The sequence below is a fragment of the Methanosarcina sp. UBA5 genome, from assembly GCF_002505485.1.
Classification (GTDB): Archaea; Halobacteriota; Methanosarcinia; order Methanosarcinales; family Methanosarcinaceae; genus Methanosarcina.
Window position 1 is genome coordinate 1 of sequence record NZ_DAVG01000017.1, and the last position, 14,531, is coordinate 14,531.

General features: G+C 41.3%; 10 protein-coding genes. 4 read left to right on the forward strand and 6 right to left on the reverse strand.

Features of this window, described 5'->3' with window-relative positions:
• The first annotated feature begins 680 nt into the window (after positions 1-680).
• Positions 681-1,175 carry an NOB1 family endonuclease gene (locus tag BP621_RS01430; protein ID WP_292387550.1) on the forward strand — a complete coding sequence of 165 codons (495 nt, stop codon included), beginning with the start codon at positions 681-683 and terminating at the stop codon, positions 1,173-1,175.
• A 197-nt stretch (positions 1,176-1,372) separates the two neighbouring features.
• Positions 1,373-1,987, forward strand: coding sequence for an orotate phosphoribosyltransferase-like protein (locus BP621_RS01435; RefSeq protein ID WP_292387551.1), 615 nt, complete (start codon positions 1,373-1,375; stop codon positions 1,985-1,987).
• 228 nt (positions 1,988-2,215) lie between these two features.
• Here the strand turns inward: BP621_RS01435 and BP621_RS01440 are convergent, their stop codons facing one another.
• Both BP621_RS01440 and BP621_RS01445 read right to left on the reverse strand, forming a co-directional pair.
• A complete protein-coding gene (locus BP621_RS01440) occupies positions 2,216-3,073 on the reverse strand; it encodes a DUF63 family protein (protein ID WP_292387552.1) in 858 nt (285 codons plus the stop codon).
• 688 nt (positions 3,074-3,761) lie between these two features.
• A complete protein-coding gene (locus tag BP621_RS01445; RefSeq protein ID WP_292387553.1) occupies positions 3,762-5,894 on the reverse strand; it encodes a DHH family phosphoesterase in 2,133 nt (710 codons plus the stop codon).
• Between the two features lie 566 nt (positions 5,895-6,460).
• Between BP621_RS01445 and BP621_RS01450 the strand changes: the two genes are divergently transcribed.
• Together BP621_RS01450 and BP621_RS01455 are read left to right on the forward strand one after the other, a co-directional pair.
• Positions 6,461-7,255: a slipin family protein gene (locus BP621_RS01450; RefSeq protein WP_292387554.1), complete on the forward strand. Its 795-nt coding sequence runs from the start codon at positions 6,461-6,463 to the stop codon at positions 7,253-7,255.
• A 42-nt stretch (positions 7,256-7,297) separates the two neighbouring features.
• The gene (locus tag BP621_RS01455; protein ID WP_292387555.1) at positions 7,298-8,626 is read left to right on the forward strand and encodes an NfeD family protein; all 1,329 of its coding nucleotides are present in this window, start codon (positions 7,298-7,300) and stop codon (positions 8,624-8,626) included.
• 150 nt (positions 8,627-8,776) lie between these two features.
• On the opposite strand, the gene BP621_RS01460 is transcribed toward BP621_RS01455, so the two are convergent.
• The 4 genes from BP621_RS01460 to BP621_RS01475 form a co-directional block, all read right to left on the reverse strand.
• Positions 8,777-10,102: an AIR synthase-related protein gene (locus tag BP621_RS01460; protein WP_292387556.1), complete on the reverse strand. Its 1,326-nt coding sequence runs from the start codon at positions 10,100-10,102 to the stop codon at positions 8,777-8,779.
• Between the two features lie 236 nt (positions 10,103-10,338).
• Positions 10,339-10,947, reverse strand: a complete 609-nt coding sequence (gene hisH, locus BP621_RS01465) for an imidazole glycerol phosphate synthase subunit HisH (RefSeq protein WP_292387557.1) — start codon at positions 10,945-10,947, stop codon at positions 10,339-10,341.
• Between the two features lie 792 nt (positions 10,948-11,739).
• Complete coding sequence (locus tag BP621_RS01470) at positions 11,740-12,948, reverse strand: MFS transporter (RefSeq protein WP_349682036.1); 1,209 nt, start codon at positions 12,946-12,948, stop codon at positions 11,740-11,742.
• 490 nt (positions 12,949-13,438) lie between these two features.
• Complete coding sequence (locus tag BP621_RS01475; protein WP_292387558.1) at positions 13,439-14,452, reverse strand: YncE family protein; 1,014 nt, start codon at positions 14,450-14,452, stop codon at positions 13,439-13,441.
• Positions 14,453-14,531: the final 79 nt, after the last annotated feature.

Here is a 14,531-nt window from a genome sequence, read left to right on the forward strand (position 1 = left end):
AAATCGCAGATGAAGAAATGATCATGGGAATTCCAATCGAACTTCTGGCTGATGTAGCTGCTGGCCTCAAGGAAATTTGCCCGAAGTAAGGTCTGGAAAGTGTATATGTCCTTCAAATAAAAATCCCTTCATTCTCAAAGCCCTTTCAAGACGTCTCCAAAAAAGAAACCAATGAAAGGGCAAGAGCTTATAAATGTAGATAAAGAAACCCTCAACACACAAAATCTAATTTTGAAACATGTCTCAATTTTTATAAAAAGTATCTCCCAATTAAATAGACACATTCAACTTGTTCTTTTAACTCATTCTTGCCTCCTTTTTTTGATTAATTTTCCTAAAAGGTGTGGTAAATGTCGTTCAAATTCTTATACGGGCACTCGCTTTAACTTTAATTTCACCACTGATTAAATACTTACAAGGAAAATTGAAAATGCAGAAAAGATTTAACCTTATAAATTAATCCATTAATCGAGCGAAAGCCAAAAGAGCTTATCCATAAACTAGCTTTCTTAATCAAATTAAAAAATATCTTGCCCTTGATTAATTCCTCTTGAGCAAAACCGTTGACCCGCAACCGTTGCGCCGGTTGATGACGCCGTTGCTAGGTTTTTTCGCTCAAGCCTTTTTGTAAAAGGCTTGGCGGGAATCAATTATATACTAAAAGAGAAAAGAGAAGAAAAATGACCTATTACATAGCAGACTCAGCGGTTTTTATAATGGGAAACTGTGACCTGGACAGTTCCCTAATAATTACCGTTCCTTCTGTTGCGGAAGAATTGAAAAGCAGAGACTCTGCACTTCGTTTTGACCTTGCAAAAGAAGGAGGATTACGTGTTGAATGGCCAGAGCCTGAAATGGTAAAAGAAATTCAAAAAATGGCCGAACACACCCGGGACTCCGAAGAGCTTTCAAAAACGGACTTGGAAATCCTTGCAAAGGCTCTTGAATACAGGGATAGGGGCATATTGCTTACAGACGATTATGCAGTCCAGAACGTTGCTGTGCAGCTTGGGATTCAGGTTAAACCCATTGCCCAGAAAAAAATAAAGGATATTATTATCTGGCAAAAGCAGTGTATAGGCTGCAAAAAAACTTTTGACAAAGGGGATGTCTGCCCTATCTGTGGTTCCCCCCTTAAGAAAAAAAGGAAAAAAAGTAGAAAAGAAAAGAAGTAGAAAAGAAAAGAGTTACTTTTAAGCTGAAGAAAAAGATATAATGCTTGATAATGTAATAGTGTCTTTAATTGAGAGAAGGAATTTGAATATAGTTTACCAGGCAGTATTCAAGGCAAGCATTGTGAATAAGTTGTAAAATGTGCCGAGAAAAGTGCCGAAAAATACAGCCAGATAAAAATTCAGGTGGGAATGGAGGCATGAAGAACATAGAAGATTTAATCCAGAAAGCTGTGGAATTGCAGAGTAATGGGCTTGTAACCGGCCAGATTGCCGACGAACTCAACGTTTCAAGGGAGACAGTTACCTGGCTTTTAACCCGTTCAAAAAAAGAAGTAGCAGCCCCTGCTCCAAAGGATATTTCCGTAAACTGGAGCAGTATAGGAAAAAGTGCTACGCGGCTCCACTATATCTCGCTTGCACTATGCGACATGGTGCTTGAGACTCTGGAAAAAACAAACGCCGAAGTCGACGTGGTTGTCGGTGTTGCTGCCAGTGGCATTCCCCTAGCAAGCATGATGGCAAATGAACTGGGAGCTGACTTTGCTCTATATCATTCCCGTAAAGGACAGGATGTAGTTCAGCCAGGCCAGAAAGGGACAATAAGCAGAAACTTCGGAAGCGTTGCCGGCAAGAACTGCGTGATCGTAGACGACGTTATTACCACAGGTTCCACAACTATGGAAGTCATTGAGCAGCTTCGAGAAATGGGAGCAAAACCAAGGGTTGTAGTGGTTCTTGTAGACAAAAAAGGCGCAGATATGATTGCTAATGTCCCAATTCAGTCTCTTGTAAGGATTGTACGCTTGGACTAAAAAGCAAAACAAGGATAAATTGTTAATAACCCTTTTTTTATGAGAAGCCTTTCCAAGTGAAATACAAGGAAAGGCAAGACTTTTTAACATAAATTTCTTTTTTCCACATGAATAATGAAATTGACTACTAGCTTGGCTACTCTGAAAAAGGTGAGACGCTTCAAGGAAATCGTATGCGGATCAACCATCCTGCAAGTTGAAAAACGAAAATTTGTCATCTTATGGAATTCATATTCCTAATGTCATCCGAATTGTATCTCGGGTCGCAGTGGAAAGCCCAAGGATCAAAATAACCATTTTAATTAGCATTTTTAAGTTCAAGGAGCGTTCATCATCCTCAAACTGAGTGTCAAGCAGGTAAATAACCCCTATGAAGATAATGAGCTTCAGTGGATACATAATCAGTGCAGTACCAGTAAGGTGGATAAGATAGCTTGGTACAACGTGTTTAGAAAAGTATCCCAGCTTATCTACTCCTATATACGTTGAAGAAGCATCCATCAGATGAATCAGCAGGATAGAAAGATTCAGGGGATCAGTGAATATAGAGGATTTGAAATAGCGAGCAATAAGATAAAAGGCAAAAGTAAGTCCTGTTCCTGCTCCAATTACGAATAGGGGGATATAAGCGGCCACCACGTGTTGGAAATGGAGCAAAATAATAAGATTTATGAAAAACCATACAAGTCCGAAGCTTGCAAAGGTGAAGTGAAAATCCTTTACTAACCCTGCTTTCTGCATCCGGATTGAAATCCAGAGGCAGCCTACAGTTATCGCAAAAACCAAAAAATAGATATTCGGAGTTATTAAGAGATAGCTAAATGGTGGATGGACGAGACCTGCAGGAGAATCTTCAATTACGCGCAGGGAAGAACCTGCAAGTACAAAAGGCAGGACAGACGCAATAAAGCGAGGGGTCATTTTTACTTCAAGTTTTTCGAGCAGCTTGAAAACCCCAAATACGCAAATGCCCAGTATCACTGCCCAGGTAAAGGTATTTACAGGATTATAACCGGAATCAGTTCTTATGGGATCAAGATAATAGGTATTAATAAATTGTGAAATTGTATCAATTAAAGAATTCATTTTATCACTAAGAGGACTTATACACTTGAGTATTAAAACCAAGCGCATGCGAATTCGTAAAAAGTATTGTACCAATTGAGCTTAATGTCTTGTGCTATTAATATATGATGCTAGTAATAAATTCGTAAAAAGTATTGTACCAATTGAGTTTAATGTCTTATGCTATTAATATATGATGCTAGTAATATATGCATGAGTTATGCACGACTTTGAATTTTATTCAAACTTGAGAGAATCTCCTCTCTTCAAGAAACTTTTCTATTTTTCCTTCTTATCTTTCAAGCTGCAGAGCTTCTCTTATCTGCTCTAAATAATTATGATACTTCTTTCCATTTTTGGAGAAGAAACCCCTCAATTATGGATTTGGGGAAGTGATCAAAAAGAAAGGACTTGCCTTTGCCTGAGTTCCTCACAATAAATATAGGATTTTACATGCCATTTTTGAAAAAGTAGAATATTAATCCAAGGTGAAAAGAGTTTTCTCAGATCTATCATATCTTTTTACCAGCATCTTTTGCCCAAAGTTATAAATTCCCAGATTTACAGGACATCGGCAACATCACCAGAGAGTAAAATTCTTTAAGAAAAATTTTTTGTGAATAAAGTTTATTAAAAATAGACATTTTAAAAACAGAGTTTGTTGACCCAGAATAGAAGCGGAGGAAGAGAAGAGGCTTATTAAAGCCCTTTAATATTCGACCTCTGCAGATCCTATCTTCTCGGCAAGCCTTGATAACACTTCAGTCCTCATTCCTTCTACAAACTTAATGCTACCCACAACCAGATGTCCTCCTCCGCTAACGCCCGCGCCTTTCATTTCTTCCCTGAGTTCCCTGACGATTTTCGGAATGTTCATAAGCACGCCTTTCGAACGAATGACCGCAAAGTCAGGACCGTATCCGAGAGTTACCACAGGTTTATCCGGATACCTTTTGGTAAGTACGTCATGAACTTCTCCGGAGGTCTTTCCTGGTGGCGGGAAGGTGAATTTCTGGGCGTAGTTTTCAACGTCTATCACATTCATAATAGCCCCGTTTGCCAGTTTTTGAGACTTGACATTAAAGAGGCAGGTCTCAAGTTGTTCCTGTATCATGGTATTTGCCTGTTCGCAGAGCAGGGAAACCAGTTTTTTATGGGTATCATGGTCTCCGAGATCCAGAATGTCGTCGATAAGACCTTTCCCACTACTGAACTTCAACCAGAACTGTTCATAGTCAAGAGCCAGAGCCATTTCTTTTAACTCTTCAAGGTTATAACGGTCCGAGACAAGAGAAATGTACCTCTCAGCTTCCGGAGCCTCTGACCGGTCCCCTACTGCGGAAACCGCGGGAAGATGTTTTATTGTATCGCTTATATTGGGATTTATCATACGAGCAACTTCAGCACAGAGCATTCCGGCAGTAACCCCAAAATCCCCTCCCACGTGAGCAGGATTTACGTGCCCTATAAGGTACTGGTCAACGATCTCATCCGGATGGTGATGATCAATAACAAGCATATCGATTCCATAAACTCTGGCCTGCCGCATTGAAGGTACGTCTTCTTCCGTTGATCCGTTGTCGACAAGAATCACAAGCGGCATCTTCTGTCCGTGCCTGGAAAGATCTTCAAGCGCAAAGGAGATATCCCTTGTAACATCGGCAAGTTCATAAAAAGGAGCCTTTGAAGGAGCACGTTTATAGAAGTAATATTCTGCATCCGTTCCCCCAATTTCTGTAATAAGGGGCAGGATTGCCCTCTCAATTGCAATTGCTGAGGTAATTCCATCAGCATCGGCATGATGTCTGAGAATAATCGGGGTTGAATGAAGAATAGCTTTTTTGATTTCCTTGGCGACATGGAGCATCCTGGGCTTGAGTTTTTCCATAATCTCGCTTTTGACAAGGAAAGGAATATCAGCAGGAGCTGCCTTTTCGTCAATTACCTTCTCAACTCTGCCCTTGACAATTGCTTCTTTCTCTCCAGTCAGCAACTTCATGCTCATGACCTCGATCTGGATCTGGTCATCTCGCAGAGTTACTTCTCCAGTAATGGAAACAATCATTCCTGCATCAATATGCGGATAGGATCTTTTCCCGGCACTCTCAAAGGCTGCACAGGGCACAAAGCCTCCCTCATCGCTAATTGTAAAAATCGTGGGTCCGCTAGTCTGCTTTACCTGAATCACTTCCCCTTCGATTCTGAGGAGCCTGCCTTTCATACTGGAGTCGATTTCAGCTGAATTCTTGAGTGGAAGCTCTTTTTCAAGTTCGATAGTTTCGTATTTTTTAAGGGTTTTAGGGATCAGATCCAGCTTTCCTCCGGCCTTGACGCTTTTTACTAAAACAATCACGGCATCCCCTACTTCAGGAGGAACTCCTACGTTGCTGGAGTGCATAAGCCCTCTTACGTGAGGGTTAAGGTCTACAAAGACCCCAAAAGAAGCTTTACTGCTCGCGATGCCGTGGTAAAGTTTTCCTGCTTCCACGTCCTTAAGGTCGCAGGACTCATCAAGAGCATAAACATACTGAGAATGGGCACAGGAATCGCATACCTCTTCATCAGGATCCTGAGGGTTCTCAATACGTTCTCCACAAACCTTGCATGTGTATATCTTTCCCAGTCCATCACAGGTTTTACAGGGAGTTGTTACTTCAATACTTCCAATGCCTTTACATTTCTCACATGCAGCACCATTTTTTAAAAAGCTGTCAAGATTTTTTTCTGACATTTTCATGAAATCAATTGATTTTGATTTACCTCTGCCCTTACACTGAGGGCAGATTTCAGTTGAAACAACTTCATAGCCACGCCCGTGGCAGTCTGGACATTCCTTACTCATTAATATCAACACCAATGGTTCTTCCGAACCTGCGTTTTCTTGATTTACTGTTTGCGGCTCAGAGCACGTTTCTGAACCTAACAGTGTTTCTCGTTCCTATTGTCAGCTTTTAAGCACGCTGATCTAACTCTCCGGCCTTAAAAGGCCGAAAGTCAATATCGTTTTGATCCTTTTTTCCCTGTTAACTCACTTTTCCCTGTTTTATATTTTCTATGTTTCAAATATAAGTGTTTTCAGAGACAACTATTATATCAGAATAGGTTTCTCGCAGCTTCTTCATAATTTCATATAATCCTGCATCTGCATTTTTAACATTTTTTTCCTTCTCCGATATCGCTCAAATTCTGAAAAATTGAAGTCAATGGAGAATCTAGAGAGGAAGTAATAATAAATAATACAATATAATAATATAGCTTTTCAGATATTTGTGGAGTGCAGGGTGCAAAATTTTTGAACTATGAAGACTTACTCTATAGAAACTTTTATTATTAATTCTCTGAACAAAGAATACTTAATTATTATTAAGTCTAATTTAAACATTAATGGAATAAGAGGTCATAAAAATTATGAGTACCTTTGCCAGTCAAATCTATCTTCCTGTATTATTAGTCGTAATATTAATACTCTCACAATCAATAAAAATGGTTAACGAATATGAGAGAGTAGTCATTTTTAGGCTGGGCCGCCTAAGTGGTGTAAAAGGGCCAGGGATTTTCCTGATTATCCCGATTGTTGATAGAGCTATAAAAATCGATCTGAGAATTGTTGCAATCGATGTACCCAAGCAAGCCGTAATCACCAAGGATAACGTCACAGTTGAAGTGGATGCGGTCGTTTATTACAAGGTCGTGGAACCTGGAGCTGCCATTACTCAGGTTGAAAATTATATGTTTGCAACTTCGACCCTTTCACAGACTACCCTGAGAGACGTTATGGGCCAGATGGAACTCGATGAGCTACTTTCGGAAAGAGAACAGATCAATAAGCAAATTCAAGAGCTTCTAGACACGTATACCGATCCGTGGGGAATCAAGGTTACAGGAGTTACAATCAGGGATGTTGCCCTGCCTGATACAATGAAGAGAGCAATTGCCAAACAAGCTGAAGCTGAAAGAGAAAAGCGTGCCAGAATTATCCTTGCGGAAGGAGAGTCCCAGGCTGCGCAGAAAATGAAAGAAGCTGCAACTTTCTATGAAGGAGTACCCACAGCAATCAAATTAAGGGAGTTACAAACTTTAGCCGAGATTGCGAGGGAAAAGAACCTCATAGTAGTTACACAGTCCCAGTCTCTCGAAACCGGGAATATAGCGGCTTTATCTCAGGCTATTGCCGAAAGAAAAGAGCCGGAAAGGCAAAAATAAGCTTAAAAAGATAATAATAGCAAAAAGAACTGAAGGAAATGGATGAGCAAGAAAGGACCGATAACCATGTCTGTAGAAAGAGGTCCACATCTCTTCTTTATTTTCTTCCTGTGTTTCATCCTCATAGCTGTTTCTATACCCTCTGTGGATGCAGGACCTCAACAGAAAGTACTTGTGCTTGAAATATCCGAAGCTATTACACCAGCTTCAGATGACATTATAGCGGATGCAATTGAAAAAGCTGAAAATGAAAACTTTGAGGCTCTTATAATCGTCCTGGACACACCAGGAGGAGGGCTAGATGAAACTCAAAAAATTATAAGCACAATTGAGAATGCGAGCGTGCCTGTTATCGGATATGTGCCCGAGGGCGGGAAAGCCTGGTCAGCCGGCACACTCATCCTTATGGGAACTGATATTGCTGCAATGGCACCTTTCACGGTTATAGGATCAGCCCAGCCTGTTCAGATGTCGGCTGAAGGGACAAAACCCATAACAGATGAGAAAATAATAAATGCTCTTGTCAAATTTTCGGTTGCAACAGCCAGTAAGCACGGGAGGAACGAGACCTTTGCAGAAGAAGTAATAACGAAAAATAAAAATCTCGACGCGCAAGAAGCCCTGCAGACTGGCGTAATAGAATATGTAGCTCCTTCGATCCCGAATTTGCTGACACAGATTGATGGGCAGAAGGTAAAGGGGAAAATACTGCAAACTGAAAACGTAGAGATCGAAAGCTATGAGCCTTCACTTTCTCTGTCCCTCTTAAGACTTATTTCAAACCCGATTATCTCCTCACTTCTTTTGACCCTAGGAATTTATGGGCTAATTTTTGGAATCTCAAGTCCGGGAGCCGGAGCAGAAGTTTTCGGAATCATCTCAATTGCACTCGGATTAATAGGCACAGGCTTTGATATCAATATAGGGGCAATCTTCCTCATTCTCTTAGGAATAGGACTTCTGATCATTGAAATTAAAATACCTGGATTTGGGATATTCGGGCTTGCGGGCCTCATCAGCCTCATAATAGGAAGCATACTTCTTGTACCCATGGGAAGCGAAAATATTTACACCCCCGAATTTCAAAAGGTTCTTGTCCTGACGGTTGTTGCCCCCACGGTTGTTTTCGGATTATTTCTGGTTTTTGCAATCTACAAAGTAACCGAGATCAGAAAGAAAAAGCCAGTCATTGGAGTGTTTATAGGGGAAACTGCCGAAACCATAGACCCTCTAGGGCCTCAAAAGACAGGCTTTGTCCGCTATAAAGGAGAATACTGGAAAGCTCGTTCAGAAGAGGAAATCGAACCAAAGGTAGAGGTAGAAATCACTGGAAAAGTAAGGGAAGTACTCTTAGTAAAAAGAAAGATGTAATTTTTCCCTATTTCTCCGGTTCAATTTCTTTCTGATCTTACTCTTACTTTAGATTAAGGACCTCTACTAATTTTCGCCAAAGCCTTTTCAAAAAAGGCTTTTGACTAACCTAATTTAAGCAGTTTTCGCTAAAGCCTTTTTAAAAAGGCTTTATTTACTTCTTATTTTTTCGAGGACTTTTTGTTTCTTTTCAATAGCTTCAAGCGCAGCCTTATCAATTGCTGCTCTCATTTCTTCAAAGTCCTTGGGATTCTCTTCTCCGTGAACTTTTTTAACTGGTGTATAGGCAGACTCTCTAAACCTTGGCGTGAAGTCCCTACATTCGCCATTTATGAAAATTTCAGCTCCATTCCCTTCCTCAACATGCCCTATAATATCAATTTTAATGCCTGCTCCCCTGACAATATCAAGGATCTCATTAGCATACTCAGAGGGAACAACTATAAGCAGGGCATCGAGAGAGACTCCAAGATAGTCAATTTTCAGGTGCTCAAGCATTGAAAGCACTTTTGGGTTCACAAGAGCCCTTATTTTTTCCTCTTCAAAGACCAATTTTACTCCTGCGGTCTTTGAGATTTCCTTGGCATCTCCTCGAATTCCGCCATTGGTAACATCAGTCATCGAATGGACTTTTTTATACAGATCGGACTGCAGCAAAACCTCACAAGCTTCAAGGAAACGAATGTTAATGGTTTCCTCGACAACATCGTGCATTCCGTAGTAAAGCGCAGTTGTAGAAATCGTACCCCCGCCTGCTCCTTCGGTCATAAGGATAAGATCTCCTGCTTTTGTCCGGTTCCGCGAGGTAAGTGAAGAGGTTATGCCTACCGCCCCAACTCCGCCTGTCATGCGTTCACCTATGACCATGTCTCCGCCGATTCGAAGCGTGCTTCCTGTAATAAGAGGTATTCCGGTAAGTTCAGAGACCGTGGTTATTCCTGCAATATGGTCGAAGATCTTTGCTACATCCCCATCGTCTGCTACGTGAATATCGGAAAGCATTGCCAGGGGGCGAGCTCCCATAGCATATACATCACGTAGAGCTGCCCGAGCTACGTGAAAGCCCGAGAGAAAAGGAAAATCACTCAGACGAGAATGAATACCGTCAATGGTGATCACAAGGTAGTCTTCACCGATTTTGACAACCCCCGAGTCGTCAAGCTGGGAGCTATCCACAACCGCACCTGTTTTACCTATAACTTCTCCAAGCTTGGAGTGAACGTAAAAATCCCCTATGCCCCTGGAACCTACCCCGAATTCTCCCATTGAGACTCCTGAGAAAGTGGACCTTAACACATCTCCTTTCACATCAAGTGTTGCTTTTGCTTCACAAATGACCGCAGCCGCGATCTCATGAGCCTTCTCCGGGCTGATATGCTTAATTTCAAGAATTCTTGAAGCTAGCTTTGCCTCAAGCCCTGCTTCATTTGAAGGGTCCTCCCTGAGAGCCCGTTTTGCGTAGCCTTCTATATCCATAGTAACCATCTCTTGCAGATTTTTCTGCCCTAAAAAGTGCACAGGGCAGGATAGTTTGGCATTCAAGTATCAATCTATTTATTTCAGGTATTCTGTTGATTTCAGATACTTTAGTAAAGTTCACAGGACTGTTGATTTTAGATACTTTAGTAAAGTTCACAGGAATCAGAATTAAATAACTGGAAAAAATGAAAATATATTTAGAGCCCGAGGGTGAATTCCTTAAAAAAATTCTCTCAGCACATTTCTACAAAGTTTTTCAGGATCTTCAATCCAATAGCTCCACTTTTTTCAGGGTGGAACTGGGTACCCATAACATTACCTTTAGAATTTACGACAGACGCTGAGAAATCCAGCCCATAATTGCAGGCTGCAAGGGTGTTTTCAGGCTCTGTATCCACATAGTAGGAATGGACGAAGTATACGAAAGAGTTGTCAGGAATCCCTTCAAACAGAGGGTGGTCCTGCTTGATTTTAATATTATTCCAGCCAATATGAGGCACCTTTAGTTCGGATTTTGGAAAACGCAGCACCTTTCCAGAAATAAGGTTCAACCCATCAGTAAGCTTTCCTTCCTCTGAAGAACTCATGAGAACCTGCTGCCCAAGGCAGATCCCGAGCATCGGCTTGCCTGACCGCGCGTATTCTTCTATAATCCCTTTGATGGAGTCAAGGCGCTTCATGGCATCCACAAAAGCGCCGACACCCGGGAGAATTAAACCGTCTGCGGCAAGGATCTCCTCAGGATCCCCAGAGATTGCGGGACTGGACCCGACATGTTCGAGCCCCTTTTGGACACTGCGGAGATTTCCAAGCCCGTAATCGAGAATTATAATTCTTTTCATATCTCTAACAAACAAAGTTAAAATAGATTAACTTTACGAGCATGGGAGGGGACCATAGGAAAATTAAAAAAGAAAAATAAGACAAAAATAAAGGAACTGTAAAATCCTTTGCAGTTAAGATCTCCCAGCAGGAAGGCTGTAAGAGCTGTTCTCCCTTTCAAAAGTCACCTTGTATTTGCCACAATGTATGCATTCATAGCGTTTTTCGAGCACTGTTGGCAAAAAGTACAATGCACCGCTTTTTCGCTTCCATTCATGCAGTCCTAAAAAACACAAGAAACTACGGTTGCGATCAGATTCATCTGAGTCATCAGAGCATTCTTGAGTCAAAAAACTGTTTCCCCTTGTTTCTGATTGTTAAGGTTATTCTACAATAATAAAAAAATATGGTTAAAAGAACTATATAAATATATAGTTCTTATGGAAAATATCAAGAAGTTCTACTATCAAAAAATATACCTGGCTAAAAATAAAAGAGCAACCATATAATATCAAAATATTACTAAATTCTATTCTTAATAATTTAACAAAGTCTTTGTAGGAGTAAAATATGAAGAAATCCAGATTGATCAGACATGGCGAGAAAGCTATATAACTCCCGGTAAATGTCTTGGTTATAGTGAAAAAATTTCAATAAGAATTGCAGTCTGGAATCTTCTTTCGTTTTCCCTATCCCTTCAATATTTTTTAGTGTTTCCTGTCCCTGCTCCTGCAGGAATATATTTTTAATTAAACTTTATTGGTTGAGCAGCAAACAAGTATCAATAACCCATCAATTCTGAGACGTTTTCATCAATGGTTATGTTGGAGCAAAAGCGGCACCATGAAGGCTGTAAGTGATACAACAATGGCAGAGCCGGCAACCCCCTGCCAACCTGCTACCTTCCAGGCCAGCATTGCACCTCCAGACCCCAGGCTGCCGCAAACGAACATCCCTACCATGAACAAACTATTCACCCGGTTGCGTGCTTGCGGCTTAAGCCCGTAAATTATCTGCTGATTGGCGACAATGGCGCTCTGCATCCCGAAATCCAGAAGCATAACACCGAAAATCAAGCCGGTAAGGGAGTTCCAGACTGCAAGAATCAGCCAAGCTAGCAGAGTGGCAAGTGCACCTGTAGAAACAACATTGCTTGGGCCTCGGCGGTCGGCTAGATGTCCAGCTATAGGAGCAGCAAGCACTCCAACCATCCCAAGGATGCCAAAAAGTCCTGCGATATCGGCGCCGAGGTGAAAAGGAGGCTTCTCGAGATGCAGCGCGAGGATCGTCCAGAAAGCGCTGAACACGGCGAAGAGCAATCCCTGTGTCAAGGTGGCGCGGCGTAGCCTGGATTCATCGCGCCAAAGTTGTAGGAGTGAACGAAGCAATGGTCCATATTTCATAGAGATCGTGGGCCGGCTGAGTGGCAATAACAATGCCATTGCTGTCGCACCAGTGAGAACAAGGGGAATACCTATCAGGAACATAGTTCTCCAGCCGTAGTGAGTGGCGACAAAACCGGCCAGAATCCGGCTCAAAAGCATGCCGCTCAGCAATCCGCTCATAACACTACCGATTACTGCACCTCGGCGGTTATCAGATGCCAGCGATGCGGCTGCCGGTATTATCTGCTGCGTGACGGAGGCGCTGAAGCCAATGCAAAGTGAGGCGCCCAGCAGGGCCCGACCAGTAGATGCAGTGGCGGCAAAAATCAGTGATAAGGCCAAAACAAGGAATTGCGACACGATCAGTCGGCGACGTTCCATCAAATCTCCCAGGGGCACTAGAAGCAGCAAACCTATTGCATAACCGAGTTGGGTAGCAGTCGGAACAAAGCTTGGAGCCAATTCGCCAGGGAAGGAGCTTGTGATAACCCCCAGCATTGGCTGGTTATAGTAGATGTTCGCAACTGCGATTCCACATGCACAGGCCATAGCGAAGACAAGCCCTTTGCCTGGCTCAGAGACACTTCTAGTATGGAATGTGTCTTTTTTCGAACTATAGTTTCTTTCTTCCGACATGTAGCGAGATTTACAACTATCAAGCACCTTATTTATTTCCCCTCAATATCACAATTCGCACCGTATAATCCAAGGATAAAAACGCATTCTGTTTCTTTCATTTTATACATAATCTCTAGTTGAAAATAAATGCTTAAAAATACCGCTAAGGCTGGATGGAAAATTCTGAAAGAATTTTTATTAATTAATTACAATTATTCAAGCTTATTATCTTTTTTCAAACAAGCGAAAAATTTCCAATCTCCTACTATATCAGCTATAAAAAATCCGATAAATAATGATTGTTGTAAAAAGTGAATTAATTATGGTTAGGGCAGCTTTCTAAAAGTGAAGTTATGTAAATGTCTTAAAAACATAGTTACGTTTTTAACTTTTATCTATATTAAATCCTAAAATTAAAAAAAATTAATTATAAATCTTATAAACATTAGATAAATCAGTGCTGTGTGTTCTGCCGTTACGTTGCGTTTTTTGACTTGCCTATAACTCTTTATCCAATAAACTGCCCAAAAGAACTGGGTAAATATCCTACTGGCACAGTAGCTGTAACACTGTTGTTTGCTGTGTCAATTACAGAGAGAGTGCCGCTGACCTCGTTATCCACATATACCTTTGTTCCATCCGGGGTGATTGCAATTCCTATAGGCAGTATTCCTACTGGCACCGTAGCTGTAATTGTATCTGTGGTAGTATTAATGACAGAGGTGGTATTGCTCCAGAAGTTCGCAACATATACACTTGTTCCATTTGGATTGACTGCTATTCCAAAAGGACCAATTCCTACATCCACCGTAGCTGTTACAGTGTTTGTTGCTGCGTCAATTACGGAAACAGTCTTGTCACTATCGTTGATATTACTTATGTTGCCACAGTTAGTCACATATACCTTTGTTCCATCTGGAGTGACAGCAACTCCAATAGGGTTGGACCCTACAGGTACCGTAGCTGTGACAGTATTATCTGATGTGTTAATTACAGAGACAGTGTCGCTGTAGGGATTTGTAATATATACCTTTGTTCCATCCGGATTGACGGCAACTCCATCAGGAGGGCTTAATACATTCAATGTGGCTGCAATAGTGTCTGTTGCTGTGTCAATTACAGATACAGTGTAGCTGTTAACGTTCGCCACATATACCTTTGTTCCATCCGTACTGACTGCGATACCTTCAGGAGAGTTTCCCACAGGTACCGTGGCCGTAACAGTGTTTGAACTCGTGTCAATTACAGAGACAGTGCCACTGTCATAATTTGTCACATATATTTTCGTTCCTGCCGGATTGACTGCAACTCCTTCAGGACTGCTTCCTACAGCCACTGTAGCTGTAACAGTGTTTATAGCTGTGTCAATTACAGAAACAGTGTTGTTAAAGGGATGTGCAATATATGCAAATGGTGCCGCTCCTACGATACTCACCAGCATTAAAAACGTCAGCGCAATTATTCCAAAAATATTTATGAGAGCATGTCCTCTATACGTTTTATCATATTTTGCTTCTTCCATTGTCTTCCTCCTTATATTGGCGCTTATATTTAGATAACTAGAAATAATATAAACCAAATAGAATTTATTTTACCTAACC

What these genes read in the sequence shown, in the direction of transcription:
- BP621_RS01435 (WP_292387551.1), top strand. Translation starts at nt 1,373, where the DNA reads ATGAAGAACATAGAAGATTTAATCCAGAAAGCTGTGGAATTGCAGAGT.
- BP621_RS01475 (WP_292387558.1), bottom strand. Translation starts at nt 14,452, where the DNA reads ATGGAAGAAGCAAAATATGATAAAACGTATAGAGGACATGCTCTCATA.
- BP621_RS01445 (WP_292387553.1), bottom strand. Translation starts at nt 5,894, where the DNA reads ATGAGTAAGGAATGTCCAGACTGCCACGGGCGTGGCTATGAAGTTGTT.
- BP621_RS01460 (WP_292387556.1), bottom strand. Translation starts at nt 10,102, where the DNA reads ATGGATATAGAAGGCTACGCAAAACGGGCTCTCAGGGAGGACCCTTCA.
- BP621_RS01440 (WP_292387552.1), bottom strand. Translation starts at nt 3,073, where the DNA reads ATGAATTCTTTAATTGATACAATTTCACAATTTATTAATACCTATTAT.
- hisH (WP_292387557.1), bottom strand. Translation starts at nt 10,947, where the DNA reads ATGAAAAGAATTATAATTCTCGATTACGGGCTTGGAAATCTCCGCAGT.
- BP621_RS01450 (WP_292387554.1), top strand. Translation starts at nt 6,461, where the DNA reads ATGAGTACCTTTGCCAGTCAAATCTATCTTCCTGTATTATTAGTCGTA.
- BP621_RS01470 (WP_349682036.1), bottom strand. Translation starts at nt 12,948, where the DNA reads ATGTCGGAAGAAAGAAACTATAGTTCGAAAAAAGACACATTCCATACT.
- BP621_RS01455 (WP_292387555.1), top strand. Translation starts at nt 7,298, where the DNA reads ATGAGCAAGAAAGGACCGATAACCATGTCTGTAGAAAGAGGTCCACAT.
- BP621_RS01430 (WP_292387550.1), top strand. Translation starts at nt 681, where the DNA reads ATGACCTATTACATAGCAGACTCAGCGGTTTTTATAATGGGAAACTGT.